The organism is Hymenobacter jeollabukensis (assembly GCF_005771675.1).
In the GTDB taxonomy this organism is placed as follows: Bacteria; Bacteroidota; Bacteroidia; order Cytophagales; family Hymenobacteraceae; genus Solirubrum; species Solirubrum jeollabukense.
Map to the genome: position 1 here is coordinate 801014 of NZ_VAJM01000001.1, position 15855 is coordinate 816868.

A 15855-nucleotide genomic window follows, 5' to 3' on the forward strand; every position below is an offset into this window, starting at 1 on the left:
GCCAAAGCCGCCCTCTGCGGCTTTGGCGGGCCGTTTTCGTTGCCCCGAACGGCTGCTCCTTATTCCCCACAACCTCTCCCACCGCTTTATGCTCCGGACCGACTGGACGCTCGCCGAAGTACACGCCCTCTACCACCAACCCGTGCTGCAGCTCGTGGCCCAGGCCAGCGAGGTGCACCGCCAGCACCAAACCACCGGCGAAGTGCAGGTGTGCACCCTGCTCTCGGTGAAAACCGGCGGCTGCCCCGAAGACTGCGCCTACTGCCCCCAGGCCGCCCGCTACCACACCGGCGTGCAGGCCCACAAGCTGCTGCCCGGCGCCGAAGTGCTGGCCGCCGCCCAGCGCGCCAAGGACGCCGGCTCCACCCGCTTCTGCATGGGCGCCGCCTGGCGCGAAGTGCGCGACAACCGCGACTTCGACCGCGTGCTCGGCATGGTAACGGAGGTCAACAACCTCGGCCTGGAAGTGTGCTGCACCCTGGGCATGCTCAATGAGTACCAGGCCGAGCGCCTCAAGCAGGCCGGCCTCTACGCCTACAACCACAACCTCGACACCAGCGAGGACCACTACTCCAACATCATCACCACCCGCACCTACGACGACCGGCTCGACACCCTGGAGCACGTGCGCAAGGCCGGTATTTCCGTCTGCTCGGGCGGCATTATCGGGCTGGGCGAAACCGACGAGGACCGGGTGAAGATGCTGCACACCCTGGCTACCCTGCCGGCCCACCCCGAGTCGGTGCCGGTGAATGCGCTGGTGCCGGTGGCGGGCACGCCCCTGGCCGAGCAGCCCCGCGTGAGCGTGTGGGAAATGCTGCGCATGATTGCCACGGCCCGCATCCTGATGCCCGGCACGATGGTGCGCCTCTCGGCCGGCCGCCAGGAAATGCCCGTCACGGAGCAGGCGCTGTGCTTCCTGGCCGGCGCCAACTCCATCTTCTCCGGCGAAAAGCTGCTGACCACGCCCAACCCCGACTTCGACGCCGACAAGGAAATGTTTGCCCTGCTGGGCCTGACCCCGCGCGCCGCCTTCAAAAACCACGTCCCCGAAGGCGCCACCGTGCTGGCGGGCTGTGAATAAGTGATTCGGTGAATGAGTGATTGAGCAAGGTTGCGCGGCAGCCCAACCCTGGCAGCGGCCCCAGCGTTATTCAGCCCCACCGAAACCGACCCCGCAACGGCGCGGCTGCCCCGTCACTCCTTCGGCCATTTTCTCACTCAATCACTCATTCACTGAATCACAGTTCATGGATATTCTTTTCGACCTCAACCTCGACCACACCTACGCCGAACACCTGCGCCAGCAAAACCCCGATTCGCTGGCCGCCCAGGAGCTCATCACCGACCTCGAAGACAAAATCGGGGCGGCGGTGAACCTGGTGTGGCAGCGCCACCGCACCCTGCCCGCCGTCGGCGACCGGGTGGAGGTGGACTCCGAGTGGGTGCTCATCACGGCCCGCACCTTCGGCCAGGACGGCTCGGTGTGGCTGGCGGCGGGCCGCGTCGAGGCCTGAGCCCCTGCCGCGGCGCCCGCGCCGTGGCCCCGATGTACCATGCCCGAAGCGTCTCCCCTTCTCCATCGCCTGGCCCGGCAGCTGCGGCAGCGCGAGCAGGCCGGCACCCGCCGCCGCCTGCCGCCCGCGCCCGCTGCCGGGCTGGTCGATTTTGCCTCCAACGACTACCTCGGCCTGAGCCGGCACCCGGCCCTGCGCGCCGCCGTGCAGCAGGCGCTGAGCAATGAGCAGGCGGGCCTCGGCAGCACCGGCGCCCGCCTGCTCACCGGCAACTCGGCCGCCGCCGAAGCCCTGGAAGCCCGGATGGCCGCCCTGCACGAGGCCGAAGCCGCCCTGCTTTTCACCTCGGGCTACGCCGCCAACCACGGCTTCTTCGCCGCTCTGCCTCAGCGCGCCGACGTGATTCTCTACGACGAAGCCTCGCACGCCTCGGTGAAGGACGGCATCCGCTCGTCCTTCGCCACGGCCTACAGCTTCCGCCACAAGGACGGGGCCGACCTGCGGCGGCGCCTCGCCCGGCTCGTGCTGCCCGCCGGGGCGTCGGTCTTCGTGGCCGTGGAAGCGGTGTATTCCATGGGCGGCGACCAGGCACCGCTGCGCGAGCTGGCCGCCATCTGCCAGGAGCACGGCGCGCACCTGGTGGTGGATGAGGCGCACAGCGTGGGCGTGTACGGGCCGCAGGGTGCCGGGCTGGTGGCCGAGCTGGGCCTGACCGACCAGGTGCTGGCCCGCGTCGTCACCTTCGGCAAGGCGCTGGGCGGGCAGGGCGCGGCCGTGGTAGGCCCGGCCCTGCTGCGCGACTACCTGCTGAACTTCAGCCGGCCCTTCATCTACACCACCGCCCTGCCGGCCTACACCGTGGCCGCCTTGCAAGCGGCCTACGACCTGTTGCCTACCCTTGACGCCGAGCGGCAGCTGCTCCGCAGCCGGGCCGCCTACTTGGCCGAGCATCTGGCCACTCTGCCGGGTGCCGTACCGCCGGCCGAGCCGGGCGTCATTCAGCCCCTGCGCCTGCCCGACTTGAGCCCGGCGCAGGTGCGGGCCGTGGCGGCGCAAGTGCAGCAGGCCGGCTTCGACGTGCGCGCCATCGTGCCGCCGACCGTGCCGGCGGGCGGGCAGTGCCTGCGCATCATCGCGCACAGCTTCAACTCCGAATCCGACATCGATGACCTCGTTTCCGCCCTCCGTACGGCGCTGGCCTGAGCACCCCGAACGGCTGTTCATCACCGGCATCGGCACCGACGTGGGCAAGACTGTGGCCGCCGCCATCCTCACCCAAAGCCTCGGCGCCGACTACTGGAAGCCCGTGCAGGCCGGCGGCCTCGCTCACACCGACACGGACGAAGTGCGCCGCCTCGTGACGCACCCGGGCAGCAGCTTCCACCCCGAGCGGCACCGCCTGCAACTGGCGGCCTCGCCCCACCGCGCCGCCGCCGCCGAGGGTGTGCTGATCCGGGCCCCTGATTTTACCTTGCCCGATACGCCCAATCACCTGGTGGTGGAGGGCGCGGGCGGGCTGCTGGTGCCGCTGGCCCCCGGCCTGCTCGTGGCCGACCTGGTGCAGCACCTGCGACTGAGCGTGGTGGTTGTCAGCCGGCACTACCTGGGCTCCATCAACCACACCCTGCTCACGCTGGAAGCCTTGCGGCAGCGCGGCATTCGGGTGCGCGGGCTGGTGTTCAACGGCCCCGACGACTCCATCACCGAAGCCGCCATCCTCGCTTACACCGATGCGCCGGTACTGCTGCGCCTGCGCCAGGAGCCCGAGCTAACGCCGCAGGTGGTGGCCGCCTACGCCCGGCGGGTGCAGTGGCATCCGGCCGATTCGGCCGCGCCGGCCGCTTCACCCAAACCCAGCCCCGGCTAAAGCTGGTTTGGGCACCATCGGCCCGGTGTAGAGAGACATCCTTGCTTCTCGTCATTGAACGACTCCCGCTGTGAAGGTGAAGTCCACACGGCGCGGCCAACGAGACGCAAGGTTGCGTCTCTACATCGACTCGGCGCGCAGAAAACCATTTTGAACAGCTTCTCGCGCTTTTGTCAGCACGGCCCACGCCGTGCTCTTGCAATCAGCCCACTTCGCTGGCCACTCATTCGCTTTTTCCTGCCCCTCATGACCTTAGCCGAACGCGACGCCGCCGTCCTCTGGCACCCCTACACCCAGATGCAGACCGCCCCGCTGCCCATTGCGGTGGTCGGCGGCGAGGGCGCCTGGCTGCTGGCCGACGACGGCCGCCGCTACCTGGACGCCGTGGCTTCGTGGTGGGTGAACCTGCACGGCCACGCCCACCCCGTCATTGCCCGCCGCGTGAGCGAGCAGCTCGGCACGCTGGCCCACGTGATGTTTGCCGGCTTCACCCACGCCCCGGCCGTGGAGCTGGCCGAAGTACTGCTGCGCGTGCTGCCCGCCAACCAGCGCCGGGTGTTCTACTCCGACAACGGCGCCACCGCCATCGAAGTGGCCCTGAAAATGGCCGTGCAGTACTTCTACCACCTGGGCCAGCCTGAACGCCGCACCCTGGTGGCCTTCCGCGACTCCTACCACGGCGACACGTTCGGGGCCATGGCGGTAAGCGCCCGTTCAGCCTTCACCGCGCCCTTTGCCGACTTGCTCTTCGACGTGCAGTACATCGACGTGCCGGTGCCCGGCCGCGAAGTCGAGGCCCTGGCCCAGCTCGACGTCATTCTGCGGGAGCACGCCGTGGCCGCCTTCATCTTCGAGCCACTGGTGCTCGGCACGGCCGGCATGGTCATGTACGAGCCCGCCGCCCTCGACGCGCTCATCCGCCGCTGCCACCAGGCCGGCGCCCTCTGCATTGCCGACGAAGTAATGACCGGCTTCGGGCGCACCGGCCGCCTGTTCGCCGCCGATTACCTCACTGAGCAGCCCGATTTGTTTTGCCTCTCGAAGGGCCTGACCGGCGGCACCATGGCCCTGGGCGCTACCACCTGCACCGCCGCCATTTACGAGGCCTTCCTGAGCGAGGACCGGGCCCGCACGTTCTTCCACGGCCATTCCTACACCGCCAACCCCGTGGCCTGCGCCGCCGGCCTGGCCAGCCTGGAACTGCTGCTCACCCCCGCGTCGGCCGCCGACCGGGCGCGCATAGCGGCCCGGCACGCCGCCTTTGCCGAGGAGTTGCGCGGGCAGGCCGGCATCCGGGCCGTACGCCAGCGGGGTACCATCCTGGCCGTGGAGTTCGGGGCCGATGGCAGCTCCTCATACTTCAGCCGCCTGCGCGACGAGTTTTACGCCCTGGGCCTAGCGCACGGCGTGGTGCTGCGCCCGCTCGGCAACATCGTGTACGTGCTGCCGCCCTACTGCATTCAGGACGAAGAGCTGGGCTTGGTGTACGAGGTGCTGCGCGCCATGCGCGAGCTGGTATTGCGCCCCGCCAACGCGCCCGCCGCCACGCATTTGCCCGAATTTCCGCTCAATGACTAATTCCGCCCTGCCGGCCGTCGTCATCCGCGGCTGGGGCAGTGCCTCGGCTCTGGGGCTGGATTTCGCCGCGCCCGGCACCACGTCCCCGTTCGTACCAGCCGCGGATGCCCGGAACCTGCCCGTAGCCGCCCTGCCGCCCGCCGCCGAAGCCGCCCTAGAAGCGCTACGCCGCAGCCGCCCCGCCTACCGCGCCCTCGACCGCAGCGTGCTGCTGGCCCTGCTGACCGCCCGGCATGCCGTAGCACAAGCAGGCTGGCTGGCTAAGACCAATTCAGCCACGGCCCCACTATCAGAAGCTACCGCAGCATACGAAACGGCAACGCTGGCCGTCAGCATCGGCTCCTCGCTCGGGGCCACTGAGCGGCTGGAAAGCTTCCACGCCGAGTACCTGCGCACGGGCACCGCCGCGCCGGCCGCTTCGCCGCTCACCACGCTGGGCAACGTGGCCAGCTGGGTGGCCGACGACCTGGGCGGCGCACGGGCGGCCATCAGCCACAGCAGCACCTGCAGCACCGCCCTGCAGGCCCTGGGCAACGCCGTGGCCTGGCTGCGCGCCGGTCTGGCGCAACGCTTCGTGGCCGGCGGCACCGAGGCCCCGCTCACGCCCTTCACGCTGGCGCAGATGCAGGCCGTGGGCATTTACTCCGCCCTGCCCGCTGCCGACTGGCCCTGCCGCCCCGGCGCGGGCGGCCCGTCGACCTTCGTACTGGGCGAGGGGGCGGCCGTATTCGCCCTCGAAGCCGTGCCCGCCGAGGCGCTGCGTCCCGGCGACATGGTGCTGGAAAGCGTGGGCTTCGGCTTCGAAGCCACCGGCACCAAAACCGGCCTCACGCCCGACGGCCGGCACTTTCAGCAAGCCATGCGGCAGGCCCTGCACCTGGCCGGCCCCGCCCCCACCGACATCGACCTAGTCGTGCTGCACAGCCCCGGCACCCGCGCCGGCGACGCGGCCGAGCGGGCGGCCCTGGCGGCCGTGTTCGGGGCTGACTTGCCGGCTTGTGCTTCCAATAAGTGGCTGCTCGGGCACACGCTCGGGGCCTCGGGGGCGCTGAGCGTGGCCTGGGCCCTGGACTTGCTGCGGCGGCAGGAGTTGCCGCCGACGCTGCCCTTCACCAGCTGGATCAATGAACATCCGCTTCGCCAGCCGGCGCGGCGGGTGCTGGTCAACGCGGCGGGCTTCGGGGGCAACGCGGCCTGCGCGGTGGTGCGGCGGGTGGAATAAGCCGGCATCGGGCCGGGCAAAATGCCGTATGTTCGCCATGCCGCGCTTTTCCCACGTTCTGCCTTATGAAATCCTTCGCGCTTCTCTCCGCCGTTTTTGCCCTGCCCTTTGCCGCTACGGCCCAGCTGGCCCCGCCGCCCGCCGATGCCGAAATCCAGAAGATGGTGGGCGAGCTGTCGGCCGAGCGACTCAAGGACGACATCTACAAAATGGTGAGCTTCGGCACCCGCCACACGCTTTCCGACACCAAGGATAAGAAGCGCGGCATCGGGGCGGCCCGGCGCTGGGTGGAGGACGAGTTCCGCAAGTACGCCAAGGCCAGCGGCGGGCGGCTGAAGGTGGAGCAGGACACCTTCACGGTGAAGCCCGACGGCCGCCGCGTCGACGTGAAAACCGTCATGGCCAACGTCATGGCCACCCTGCCCGGCACCGACCCCGCCGACAACCGCGTGTTCATCGTCAGCGGCCACCTCGACTCGCGCGTGACCGACGTGATGAACCGCACCGCCGACGCGCCCGGCGCCAACGACGACGGCTCGGGCGTGGCCACGGTGATGGAGCTGGCCCGCGTCATGTCGACGCGACGGTTTCCCTGCACCATCGTGTTCGTGGCCGTGCAGGGCGAAGAGCAGAGCCTGATCGGCTCGGGCTACCTGGCTAAAAAAGCCAAGGCGCTGAACTGGAACGTGGTGGGCATGCTCAACAACGACATCGTGGGCAACTCCCACGGCCACGACCCGGACCTGAGCGACGCCGGCCGCGTGCGCGTGTTCAGCGAAGGTGTGCCGGCCAACGAAACGCCCGAGCAGGCCCAGCTGCGCCGCCAGCTCAGCAGCGAAAACGACTCGCCCTCCCGCCAGCTGGCCCGCTACGCCAAGCAGGCCGGCGAGCAGTACGTGACCGGCCACAAAGTGGAGCTGGAGTACCGCCCCGACCGATTCCTGCGCGGCGGCGACCATACGCCCTTCAACCAGCAGGGCTACGCCGCTATCCGCTTCTCGGAGATGAACGAAGACTTCACCCACCAGCACCAGGACCTGCGCACCGAAGCCGGCCGCCCCTACGGTGACCTGCCCGAGTTCGTCGACTACGAGTACCTGCGCAAAAATACCGGCGTGAATCTGGCCACCCTGGCCGGCCTGGCCCTGGCCCCGGCCGCGCCGCAAAACGTGGGCGTGCTCACCGCCGGCCTCACCAACCGCACCCAGCTGAAGTGGGAAGCTCCCGCCACCGGCCGGCCGCCCGCCGGCTACGTGGTGCTCATGCGCGAAACCTCCTCGCCGGTGTGGCAGCAACGCTTCCCCGCCCAGGGCCTCACGGCCGATCTGCCCCACAGCAAGGACAACTACATCTTCGGCGTGGCCGCGGTGGATGCCGCGGGGCACGAGAGCCTGCCGGTGATTCCGCGGCCGGTGCGGTAAACACAAGGCCCGGCCGTTTCATGCAGCATTTAGAAATTGAGTGGCCCGTCAATGCTAGTATGTATGCGCGCAGCCCTTACCGCGCTTGTTTTTGCACTACTGCCCCAACTGCTTTGGGCGCAGTGCGTAGGGTGGCCTTTCCTCGGTATTTGGCCCAAACAAGAGCAACCGAGCATTCAGCCCCGGCAGGTATTCCTGTTCTCGGCCCACGAGCCCGGCGCCGGCACGTTCCTGGCGCTCCGCCGGTTCGGGCGCGACTTCAACGCTTACCTGTGGACGCGCCACGATTCAGTGGGTCTGCTGGCCACCGACAGCTTGCTGGACGACGCCGGAAACCTAAGCCTGATACTCCGGCCTGAACAGGCGTTGATGCCCGACACCGTCTATCAGTTGCGCTTCCTGATCAACTCACCAACCGCTTACAACCTGCTTCCCAATACGCCCCTTGGCCGCACGGCTGTGCTGCCCAGCCGCTACCGTTGGCGCGTGGCAGTGGCCGATACTGAAGCACCGCGCTGGCGCGGCACGCCGCAGGTAGCCGGCCATGTATCATCCTACAACAGCGAAGGCAAGGATGTTTATGTGCGCTTCACTTCTACCGTGCGCGACACTTCGGCTTACTTAGTGCGGGCCACCGTGCAGCCCGTGGGCGGTGGCCGCACGCTGCGGGGCTACATAACGCCGCTGCAGGGTTATTTGGATGTGGGCACGTTTACCTGTGCCGAAATCTTTCGTTTGCAGCCTGAAACGGAATACAGGGTCAGCTTCGAAGCCATCGACGCCAACGGCAACCGGGCTACCTGCCAGCCGATTCTGTTCAAAGCCCCGCCCCCAATTGTTACGAACGGCCCCTGACCACACTCCCCGAAACGAAAAGCCAACCCTACCAAAACGGTAGGGTCGGCTTTTTTTATGCGGAAGCCTATCATCAAAAAACGTGGCTACCGGACTGCTAAGAAGCTTTTGGGGCACCTTTAGAGCTCAACCGCAGCACTTGGCACGCCGGCTGCAACGGAAGGGCATCGGCTTTTCCCGCCGATGCTTCAATCATGTCGGACTTCCTTATCACCTTCAGCATTATTGCCGTCTTTCTGCTCCTGGGCCTGCGCATCGCGCAGGAGTACGAGCGGGCCATTGTCTTCCGCCTGGGCCGCTTTATCGGCGTGCGCGGGCCCGGCTTATACTGGATTATTCCCTTCATCGACCGGCAGCAGACCATCGACATCCGCACCAAGACGGTGGATTTGGAGCAGCAGGAAACCATCACCAAGGACTCGGTCACCATCAAGGTCAACGCGGTGCTCTGGTTTCGGGTGGTGAACCCGGCCGACGCGGTCATCAAGGTGGCCAACTTCAACCAGGCGGTGTACCAGCTGTCCGTCACGGCCCTGCGCAACATCATCGGGCAGCACCAGCTCGACGAGGTGCTCAAGTCGCGGGAGCAGATCAACCGCACGCTGCAGCAGCTGGTGGATCAGGCCACCGAGCCCTGGGGCGTGAAGATTGAGATGGTGGAAATCAAGGACGTGGAAATTCCCGGCTCCATGCAGCGCGCCATGGCCCGCGAGGCCGAAGCCATCCGCGAAAAGCGCGCCCGCCTCATCAAGGCCGAAGCCGAGCTGGAAGCCTCCGAGAAGCTTACCCAGGGCGCCCGGCAGATGGAGGGCAGCCCCATGGCCCTGGAGCTGCGCCGCATGCAGATGCTCTCGGAAATCGGTATCGACAACAATACCACCACCGTGGTGCTCGTGCCCTCGGACTTCACCAACGCCGCCCGCGCCTTCTCGCAGATGGCCAGCCCGCCGGCCGCTCAGTAAGCACCTTGAATAATAGGCAACCTGGACGTTTGCCACCCATTCCCCTCACTCATTCACTAAATCACTAACTCACCGATGGTCAACGTAACCCGCCAGGCTGATATGTTCGTCTTCGACGTGCAGGGCCTGCACAAGCTTTGGGCCTTCAAAAGCCAGCTTCAGATTCCGGCCGCGCACATCCGCTCGGCCCGCCAGGATGCCGAGGCGCTGGGCGGCTGGTGGAAGGGCTGGCGCATGCCCGGCACCCACGTACCCGGTCTGCTCACGGCCGGCACCTACTTCAAGGACGGCCGCCGCATCTTCTGGGACGTGCACGACGAGCAGCAGGCCGTCATCATCGAGCTGGAACACGAAGACTACGACCAGCTCATCATCGAAGTGCGGGACCCGGCTGCCGTGGTGCGGCTGCTCAACGAGGGCCGCTAAGACGCGCCGCCGATTCGTCCCGGCCCCGCCGCCTGACCCAGTGCCGCGTTGCTTCCAACTTTCCTCAACACTTCGTCACCCATGCACTACCACCACGAACAAACCTTCGGCTGGGGCACGCTGGCCCTGCTGAACGCCGGCCTGGCCCAAAGCAAGGGCCGCAGCGGCCTCAACTGGTTTCTGTTGTCGCTGCTGCTGGGCCCGGTGGCCACGCTGCTGCTCGTCACGGCCTTCCGCCACCCGCCCGAGGTAATGGGCCGCTAGCCTCCCCCGATTCCATTGCGGCTATTGCCACTACCCGATACGTTACCCGCTGATTTCTGAGTTGCCCGGTCGGACCTTGCGGGGCCCGGCCGGGCACTGTTATCTTCGGCCCGCGCTATTCCCCCTCGACCTATCTGCCATGAAGCTCCCGTCCCTGCTGGCGGCCGCCCTGCTGACGCTGCCCGCCGCCGCCCAGACGCCCGCTGCCACCCCCGATTCGCCCCCGCCCTACCGCGCGGCCGTGGGCGTGCTCGGCTCCTACCGCACCGTGGGGCTGCTGGGCGAAGTGCGCGCCCGCGGGCCGTGGGCGCTGAAGCTGGCCGCCGTGCGCCAGTCCGACGGCACCATCCCCGGCGAATACAGCACGGCCGGCCTCGGGCTGCTGACCTACTACCTGCCCACCCACCTCAAAGCCGTGGAGCCGATGATTGGGGTGGGCGGCCTGTATTCGCGCTACCACTGGCAGCAGCACGGCGGCCGCGGCCACGTGCGCGACCTGAACGTGGGCGGGGGCTTCGGAGCCAACGTGCGCTTTCACCGGCACCTGCGCACCGGCCTGCAGCTGTTCGTGGCCAACGGCTTCCGGGCCGAGTACGACGAGGGCGGCGCCACCATGCGCAAAACCGGCCGCCGCCTGCTGGTGCTGCCCGCCCTCACGCTGGAAGTGCTGCTGTAAGCCACACGGGCAAAAGCCGGCAGCCAGCAAAGCCAACTGCCACGCCGGCAAACCTTCTCTCGCACTATGCACTACCGCGAAGCCCAGCTGACCGACATTCCCGAGCTGACGCGCGTGCGCCTGGCCGTGCGCGAAAACGAGCTGCGCAACCCCGCCCTGGTCACGACGACCGATTACGTGGCCTACCTCACCCACCGCGGCCGGGGCTGGGTAGCCGTGACGGATGACAACCAAGTGGCCAGCTTCGCCATTGCCGATTTGCAAGGCCACAGCATCTGGGCCCTATTCGTGCATCCCGACTTCGACCGGCAGGGCATCGGCAAGCGGCTGCACCGGCTGATGCTGGACTGGTACTTCCAGCAAACCACCGAAACCGTGTGGCTCAGCACCGCCCCCGGAACCCGCGCCGAGGAATTCTACCGCCGCCAGGGCTGGCAGGAAACCGGGCGCACGAGCAGCGGAGAAGTGTGGTTTGAGATGACGGCGGCGCAGTGGTTGAGCCGGTCAGGCACACTTGGCAACGCGTAGGATAGCTATGTTCGACGCAGCTTTTCTGATGCTTAACCGCATTGCTCAGGACCAGCTCCCGTTGTCTGCTGGCCTGACTTGGTTCGATGCCCTGACGGACGAAGAACAGCGGGCCGCAATGAACGAGCTTCACCTTTATGTCCATCAGTCGCATCCCACGCCGACGATGGTTCAGCAAGCCGTTGCTACCGCACCAATCAAGCGCGGCGCAACGCCGCTAGCCCTGCTGCGCGCTTTTCCCTTTCACATAGCGCTGCCCAAAATCATAAGCCTGCGAGCCGATGAGCGGCGCAATGCGTTTGCGGCCCTGCTTACCCTGTTCCGCATTGCCGATACGCAGCGCCGCATCACTTCCTGCCAAGACGGCTGCTCCCACGACTGGCATCACCTGCCCCCTTGCCGTAAGCCAAGGGGCCCGGCAAAGGGCATTATTACTTGCGCCATTATTTTATCACTTCACTATCAACGCTATCTGACCACCAAGCACATCAGCGCCCGCGCGAAATCCGACCGGCGGTGTACTTTCGGGCTATGACCCGCTCCCTGCTCACGTTGGCGGCCGCGCTGCTGGCCCTGCCCGGCCTTGCCCAACGCCTCCACTCGCCTTCCCACAAGCTTGCCCTGCAGTTCGGCCTCAGTCCCGCCGGCGAGCCGACCTACCAGCTCAGCTACGACAACCGCCCCGTGCTCAGGCCCAGTCGCCTCGGCGTGGCCATGCAGGGCCAGGCGGGCTTCGTGCAGGGCCTGACGGTGGTGCGCGTCGACTCCACCGAGCACGACGACACCTGGGCGCCGGTGTGGGGCGAGGTCAAGCAGATTCGCAACCACTATAAGGAGCTGCTGGTGACGCTGCAACAGCCCGGCACCGAGCAGCGGCAGGTGCAGCTGCGCTTCCGCCTGTTCGACGACGGCCTGGGCTTCCGCTACGAGTGGCCGCGCCAGCCCAATCTGCAGTATTTCACCGTGACGGGCGAGCAGACCGAGTTCAACCTGCCCGCCGACCACAAGGCCTTCTGGATTCCGGGCGACTACGACTCCAACGAGTACGCCTACACCACCTCGCGCCTGAGCCAGGTCAACAGCGCCAGCATCACCCCGATTCAGGAAAAATCGGCGCCGCAGCGGGTGCAGACGCCCCTGATGCTCAAGACCGATAACGGGCTGTACGTGAATATCCACGAGGCCGCGCTGGTGAACTACCCGGCCATGATGCTCAACGTGAACCCGCAAACCTTCGGGCTGGCGGCGCAGCTGGTGCCCAGCGCCACCGGCGCGGCGGCCTACCTGCAGGCCCCCGAGCACACGCCCTGGCGCACTGTGGTGGTAGCCGACAACGCCCCGGCCATCCTGGCCAGCAAGTTGATTCTGAACCTGAACGAGCCGAGCCAGCTGACCGAAACCAGCTGGATTAGGCCGCAGAAATTCGTGGGCGTGTGGTGGGAAATGCACGTGAACCGCAGCAGCTGGAATTACTCCGACGCCTCCAACCTCAAGCTGGCCGATACCGATTGGCAGGCGCTCAAGCCCAACGGCCACCACGGCGCCAACACCCAGAACGTGAAGCGCTACATCGACTTCGCGGCTCAGAACAGCTTGCAGAGCGTGCTGGTGGAGGGCTGGAACGTGGGCTGGGAGGACTGGCACGGCAACTGGAAAGAAGAAGTGTTCGACTTCGTGACGCCTTACCCCGACTTCGACGTGGCCGAGCTGCAGCAGTACGCCGCCAGCAAGGGCGTCAAGCTCATCATGCACCACGAAACTTCGGGCTCCGTCACCAACTACGAGCGGCGCCAGGACCGCGCCCTCGACTTCATGCAGGCCCACGGCTACGACGCGGTGAAAACCGGCTACGTGGGCCGCATCATCCCGCGCGGGGAGCACCACGACGGGCAGTGGATGGTGAATCACTACAACCGCACCGCCCAAAACATGGCCCAGCGCCGCATCATGGTCGACATGCACGAGTCGGTGCGGCCGACGGGGCTGCACCGCACCTACCCCAACTGGCTGGCCGCCGAAGCCGCCCGCGGCAACGAATTTAACGCCTGGAGCGAGGGCAACCCGCCCGAGCACGAAACCATTTTGCCCTTCACCCGCCTCATGGGCGGCCCCATGGACTATACGCCCGGCATTTTCCGCATCAAGCTGGAAAGCTGGAACCCCGAGCGCAACAAGGGCCGGCAGGTGCACACCACGCTGGCCAAGCAGCTGGCCCTGTACGTGACCATGTACTCGCCCCTGCAGATGGCCGCCGACCTGCCCGAAGCCTACGAGCAGCACCCCGACGCCTTCCAGTTCATCAAGGACGTGGCCGTGGACTGGGACGACACCCGCATCCTGCAGGCCGAGCCCGGCGAGTACCTGACCATTGCCCGCCAGGCCAAGGGCAAGAATGAGTGGTACCTCGGCGCCATCACCGATGAAAACGCCCGCCAGCAAACCGTGAAGCTGGACTTCCTGCCCGCCGGGCAGAAGTACCTGGCCACCATCTACGCCGACGCCAAAGGCGCGTCCTGGGATAAAAACCCTGAAGCTTACCAGATCCGCAAGCAGACGGTGGACAGCAAGACCACGCTGAAGCTGCAGCTGGCGCCCGGCGGCGGCGCGGCCGTGAGCCTGAAACCGGTAGGAGCCCGTTAGTCCATCCGGCCCCGGTCAGCTTTAACTGCTTGATTACGGGACGCAAAGAGTGCCTTGCCAACCGCTGCTCAACAATTTATTAATCTTTGTATGCAACTACCGCAATATTGAATTTGGTTTTTGCGTTCTGAAAGCAACCGGATGGCCGCCAGGCCGCTGGTTGCTTTTGTGTTTTAATACCTTCCTTTAATTCTTATTGCCGTCATAGTAGCTACCACTTAAAGCGGGCCGGTTTATCAGCACCGGCCCGCTGCTATTTTCATCTTATTAATTCAGCATTTCCGGCTCGGCACAATTGTTTTTCCACGCATATGTCCCGTTATGAAAGCCCTGATGCTAGTACCCACGGCGGCCCTACTGCTCGCCGCCTGCGCCCGCACCGCCCCGCAGCAATTGGCCGATACCATGGCCCAGGCGGCAGCCGAGGAAAAAGCCGTTGCCGCCGACCCGGACGGCGAGTTTGGCGCCACCGATAGCGGCCTGATCTACTCCCGCAGCACCCTGCGGCAGCTCCGCCGCATCGTCGACTCCCTGAACTACCGCTTCACCACCTGCGACCTGACGCGCCGCTACGTGGCACCCGCCCAAGCCCGCGCGCACTACGTGAAGCTCGATACGGGCAACGTCAGGCAGGCCCAGCAGGACCTGGCACGCGGCATTAGTTTCGAAGATTTCGTGCGCAAATACCCGCAGGCGCAAATCGAAAAGGAATTATTAGTAACCCGGTATGCCGGCACGGACTACGACGAAAAAGCGCAGGTTGTATTTCGCAGCATCCCGCTGAATTATGACGACGCGCCTTACATTTCCTTCCACGAAAACTTAGCGCGTTTCGAGCAGCCGCTGCGGGGAAAATGGGTAACGGTTCACGACGAAAAAACGGAATATTCTGCCGAAGCCATTCGGGCGTTTTACGTGCTCGATGAATTTCGGCAGCCGGCCCTGCCCGAGCCCTACGCCCGCCTGGTGCAGTACACCGACTGCATGGTGGACACCAGCGCGCTGGTATTCACCGAAGCAGCCCGCCGCACCGGCCGCCGCTACCGCTCCGAGCAGGGCCGCGCCGTGGAGAAGTTTGTGGCCTACGTGGGCACCGAAACGCAAAAGCCCGAGCTGCGGGGCGAAGAATACGAAGCCCACAGCAAAGCCCTGGATGCCTGGCGGCTGCGCCGCTTCCTCGTCATCGACCAGCAGCTGGCCGCCACCCCGAAGTTTCAGCAGCTGTTTGCCGCCGCCCTGGCCGAAGCCCGGGCCGGCCAGGGCTCCGACGACGAGTTCGAGGAGTACGTGAGCCGCTACGCCTCGCCGCGCGCGGCCCTGGAGCTGAAGCGCAGCCGCATCGTGGTGGGCGGCTGCAGCATGGACGATGGCCCGCGGGTGCACGCCCTGAACATTGCCAAGCTGGCGGCCGAGTCGGTGAGCTGGGAGGTGTTTCTGCGCGCCCACCTCGACATCATGAACGACCGGTTCGAGCGCGTGTCGGACGGCAGCTACGCCCAGGCCCGGCGCCAGACCTACATCCGCGAGCTGGAGGTGCTCGACCTCAACGTGCTGGATTTGCTGCTGGGCAGCAGCCTGCGAGTGCAGAACGCCAGCGCCAACCATTACTACGGCAACATCGGCCGGCTGGGCCGCGCCCTGGCCGAAACCGAGCACGCCGCCGCCCTCGAAACCAAGCTGCGCGGCATGGTGGCCGACGCCCAGCTCGACGACTACAACCGCCTGCTGATGTTTTACCTCTACCGCAACTACGTGGGCTCCCTGGCCGACAGCACCCGCCAACGCCGGAGCCGGCAGCAGCTGCAGCTAGCCGCTCAAACGCTGCCGCCCTACCTGGCCGACCGCATCAACCTCAAATAGCTACCGCCCCAAAGAACGAGCGGCCGGCACCTCAGCAGG

16 protein-coding genes are annotated in these 15855 nt (G+C 66.5%); all 16 read left to right on the forward strand.

What is annotated here, in order from left to right; genetic code table 11:
* The first annotated feature begins 88 nt into the window (after positions 1-88).
* Positions 89-1084: a biotin synthase BioB gene (gene bioB, locus FDY95_RS03465; protein WP_138075306.1), complete on the forward strand. Its 996-nt coding sequence runs from the start codon at positions 89-91 to the stop codon at positions 1082-1084.
* A gap of 166 nt (positions 1085-1250) precedes the next feature.
* On the forward strand, positions 1251-1517 hold the full coding sequence (locus FDY95_RS03470; protein WP_138075307.1) for a hypothetical protein: 267 nt from the start codon (positions 1251-1253) through the stop codon (positions 1515-1517).
* Positions 1518-1556: 39 nt separating this feature from the next.
* Positions 1557-2720, forward strand: coding sequence for an aminotransferase class I/II-fold pyridoxal phosphate-dependent enzyme (locus tag FDY95_RS03475; protein WP_138075308.1), 1164 nt, complete (start codon positions 1557-1559; stop codon positions 2718-2720).
* Positions 2683-3384, forward strand: coding sequence for a dethiobiotin synthase (gene bioD / locus FDY95_RS03480; RefSeq protein WP_138075309.1), 702 nt, complete (start codon positions 2683-2685; stop codon positions 3382-3384). Before FDY95_RS03475 ends, bioD begins: the two co-directional genes overlap by 38 nt.
* Positions 3385-3630: 246 nt before the next feature.
* Complete coding sequence (gene bioA, locus FDY95_RS03485) at positions 3631-4962, forward strand: adenosylmethionine--8-amino-7-oxononanoate transaminase (protein ID WP_138075310.1); 1332 nt, start codon at positions 3631-3633, stop codon at positions 4960-4962.
* Positions 4955-6184, forward strand: coding sequence for a beta-ketoacyl synthase N-terminal-like domain-containing protein (locus FDY95_RS03490; RefSeq protein ID WP_138075311.1), 1230 nt, complete (start codon positions 4955-4957; stop codon positions 6182-6184). Before bioA ends, FDY95_RS03490 begins: the two co-directional genes overlap by 8 nt.
* A gap of 65 nt (positions 6185-6249) precedes the next feature.
* Positions 6250-7605, forward strand: a complete 1356-nt coding sequence (locus FDY95_RS03495; protein WP_138075312.1) for a M28 family metallopeptidase — start codon at positions 6250-6252, stop codon at positions 7603-7605.
* Positions 7606-7668: 63 nt separating this feature from the next.
* The gene (locus FDY95_RS03500; protein ID WP_138075313.1) at positions 7669-8460 is read left to right on the forward strand and encodes a hypothetical protein; all 792 of its coding nucleotides are present in this window, start codon (positions 7669-7671) and stop codon (positions 8458-8460) included.
* Positions 8461-8654: 194 nt separating this feature from the next.
* On the forward strand, positions 8655-9422 hold the full coding sequence (locus tag FDY95_RS03505) for a slipin family protein (protein ID WP_138075314.1): 768 nt from the start codon (positions 8655-8657) through the stop codon (positions 9420-9422).
* Positions 9423-9497: 75 nt separating this feature from the next.
* Positions 9498-9848 carry a hypothetical protein gene (locus tag FDY95_RS03510; RefSeq protein WP_138075315.1) on the forward strand — a complete coding sequence of 117 codons (351 nt, stop codon included), beginning with the start codon at positions 9498-9500 and terminating at the stop codon, positions 9846-9848.
* An 81-nt stretch (positions 9849-9929) separates the two neighbouring features.
* Complete coding sequence (locus FDY95_RS03515; RefSeq protein WP_138075316.1) at positions 9930-10112, forward strand: hypothetical protein; 183 nt, start codon at positions 9930-9932, stop codon at positions 10110-10112.
* 139 nt (positions 10113-10251) lie between these two features.
* Positions 10252-10788, forward strand: coding sequence for a hypothetical protein (locus FDY95_RS03520; RefSeq protein WP_138075317.1), 537 nt, complete (start codon positions 10252-10254; stop codon positions 10786-10788).
* 66 nt (positions 10789-10854) lie between these two features.
* Positions 10855-11316: a GNAT family N-acetyltransferase gene (locus tag FDY95_RS03525; RefSeq protein ID WP_138075318.1), complete on the forward strand. Its 462-nt coding sequence runs from the start codon at positions 10855-10857 to the stop codon at positions 11314-11316.
* Between the two features lie 7 nt (positions 11317-11323).
* A complete protein-coding gene (locus tag FDY95_RS03530) occupies positions 11324-11851 on the forward strand; it encodes a DUF5958 family protein (protein WP_138075319.1) in 528 nt (175 codons plus the stop codon).
* Positions 11848-13956 carry a glycoside hydrolase family 97 protein gene (locus FDY95_RS03535; protein ID WP_138075320.1) on the forward strand — a complete coding sequence of 703 codons (2109 nt, stop codon included), beginning with the start codon at positions 11848-11850 and terminating at the stop codon, positions 13954-13956. The genes FDY95_RS03530 and FDY95_RS03535 overlap by 4 nt, the downstream gene beginning before the upstream one ends.
* A gap of 333 nt (positions 13957-14289) precedes the next feature.
* Positions 14290-15816: a hypothetical protein gene (locus FDY95_RS03540; RefSeq protein ID WP_138075321.1), complete on the forward strand. Its 1527-nt coding sequence runs from the start codon at positions 14290-14292 to the stop codon at positions 15814-15816.
* Positions 15817-15855: the final 39 nt, after the last annotated feature.

Bases quoted from the DNA above. Each gene is read 5' to 3' on its own strand.
- FDY95_RS03495 (WP_138075312.1), top strand. From the start codon at position 6,250: ATGAAATCCTTCGCGCTTCTCTCCGCCGTTTTTGCCCTGCCCTTTGCC.
- FDY95_RS03525 (WP_138075318.1), top strand. From the start codon at position 10,855: ATGCACTACCGCGAAGCCCAGCTGACCGACATTCCCGAGCTGACGCGC.
- FDY95_RS03535 (WP_138075320.1), top strand. From the start codon at position 11,848: ATGACCCGCTCCCTGCTCACGTTGGCGGCCGCGCTGCTGGCCCTGCCC.
- bioA (WP_138075310.1), top strand. From the start codon at position 3,631: ATGACCTTAGCCGAACGCGACGCCGCCGTCCTCTGGCACCCCTACACC.
- FDY95_RS03515 (WP_138075316.1), top strand. From the start codon at position 9,930: ATGCACTACCACCACGAACAAACCTTCGGCTGGGGCACGCTGGCCCTG.
- FDY95_RS03490 (WP_138075311.1), top strand. From the start codon at position 4,955: ATGACTAATTCCGCCCTGCCGGCCGTCGTCATCCGCGGCTGGGGCAGT.
- bioD (WP_138075309.1), top strand. From the start codon at position 2,683: ATGACCTCGTTTCCGCCCTCCGTACGGCGCTGGCCTGAGCACCCCGAA.
- FDY95_RS03530 (WP_138075319.1), top strand. From the start codon at position 11,324: ATGTTCGACGCAGCTTTTCTGATGCTTAACCGCATTGCTCAGGACCAG.
- FDY95_RS03510 (WP_138075315.1), top strand. From the start codon at position 9,498: ATGGTCAACGTAACCCGCCAGGCTGATATGTTCGTCTTCGACGTGCAG.
- FDY95_RS03470 (WP_138075307.1), top strand. From the start codon at position 1,251: ATGGATATTCTTTTCGACCTCAACCTCGACCACACCTACGCCGAACAC.
- FDY95_RS03540 (WP_138075321.1), top strand. From the start codon at position 14,290: ATGCTAGTACCCACGGCGGCCCTACTGCTCGCCGCCTGCGCCCGCACC.
- bioB (WP_138075306.1), top strand. From the start codon at position 89: ATGCTCCGGACCGACTGGACGCTCGCCGAAGTACACGCCCTCTACCAC.
- FDY95_RS03500 (WP_138075313.1), top strand. From the start codon at position 7,669: ATGCGCGCAGCCCTTACCGCGCTTGTTTTTGCACTACTGCCCCAACTG.
- FDY95_RS03520 (WP_138075317.1), top strand. From the start codon at position 10,252: ATGAAGCTCCCGTCCCTGCTGGCGGCCGCCCTGCTGACGCTGCCCGCC.
- FDY95_RS03475 (WP_138075308.1), top strand. From the start codon at position 1,557: ATGCCCGAAGCGTCTCCCCTTCTCCATCGCCTGGCCCGGCAGCTGCGG.
- FDY95_RS03505 (WP_138075314.1), top strand. From the start codon at position 8,655: ATGTCGGACTTCCTTATCACCTTCAGCATTATTGCCGTCTTTCTGCTC.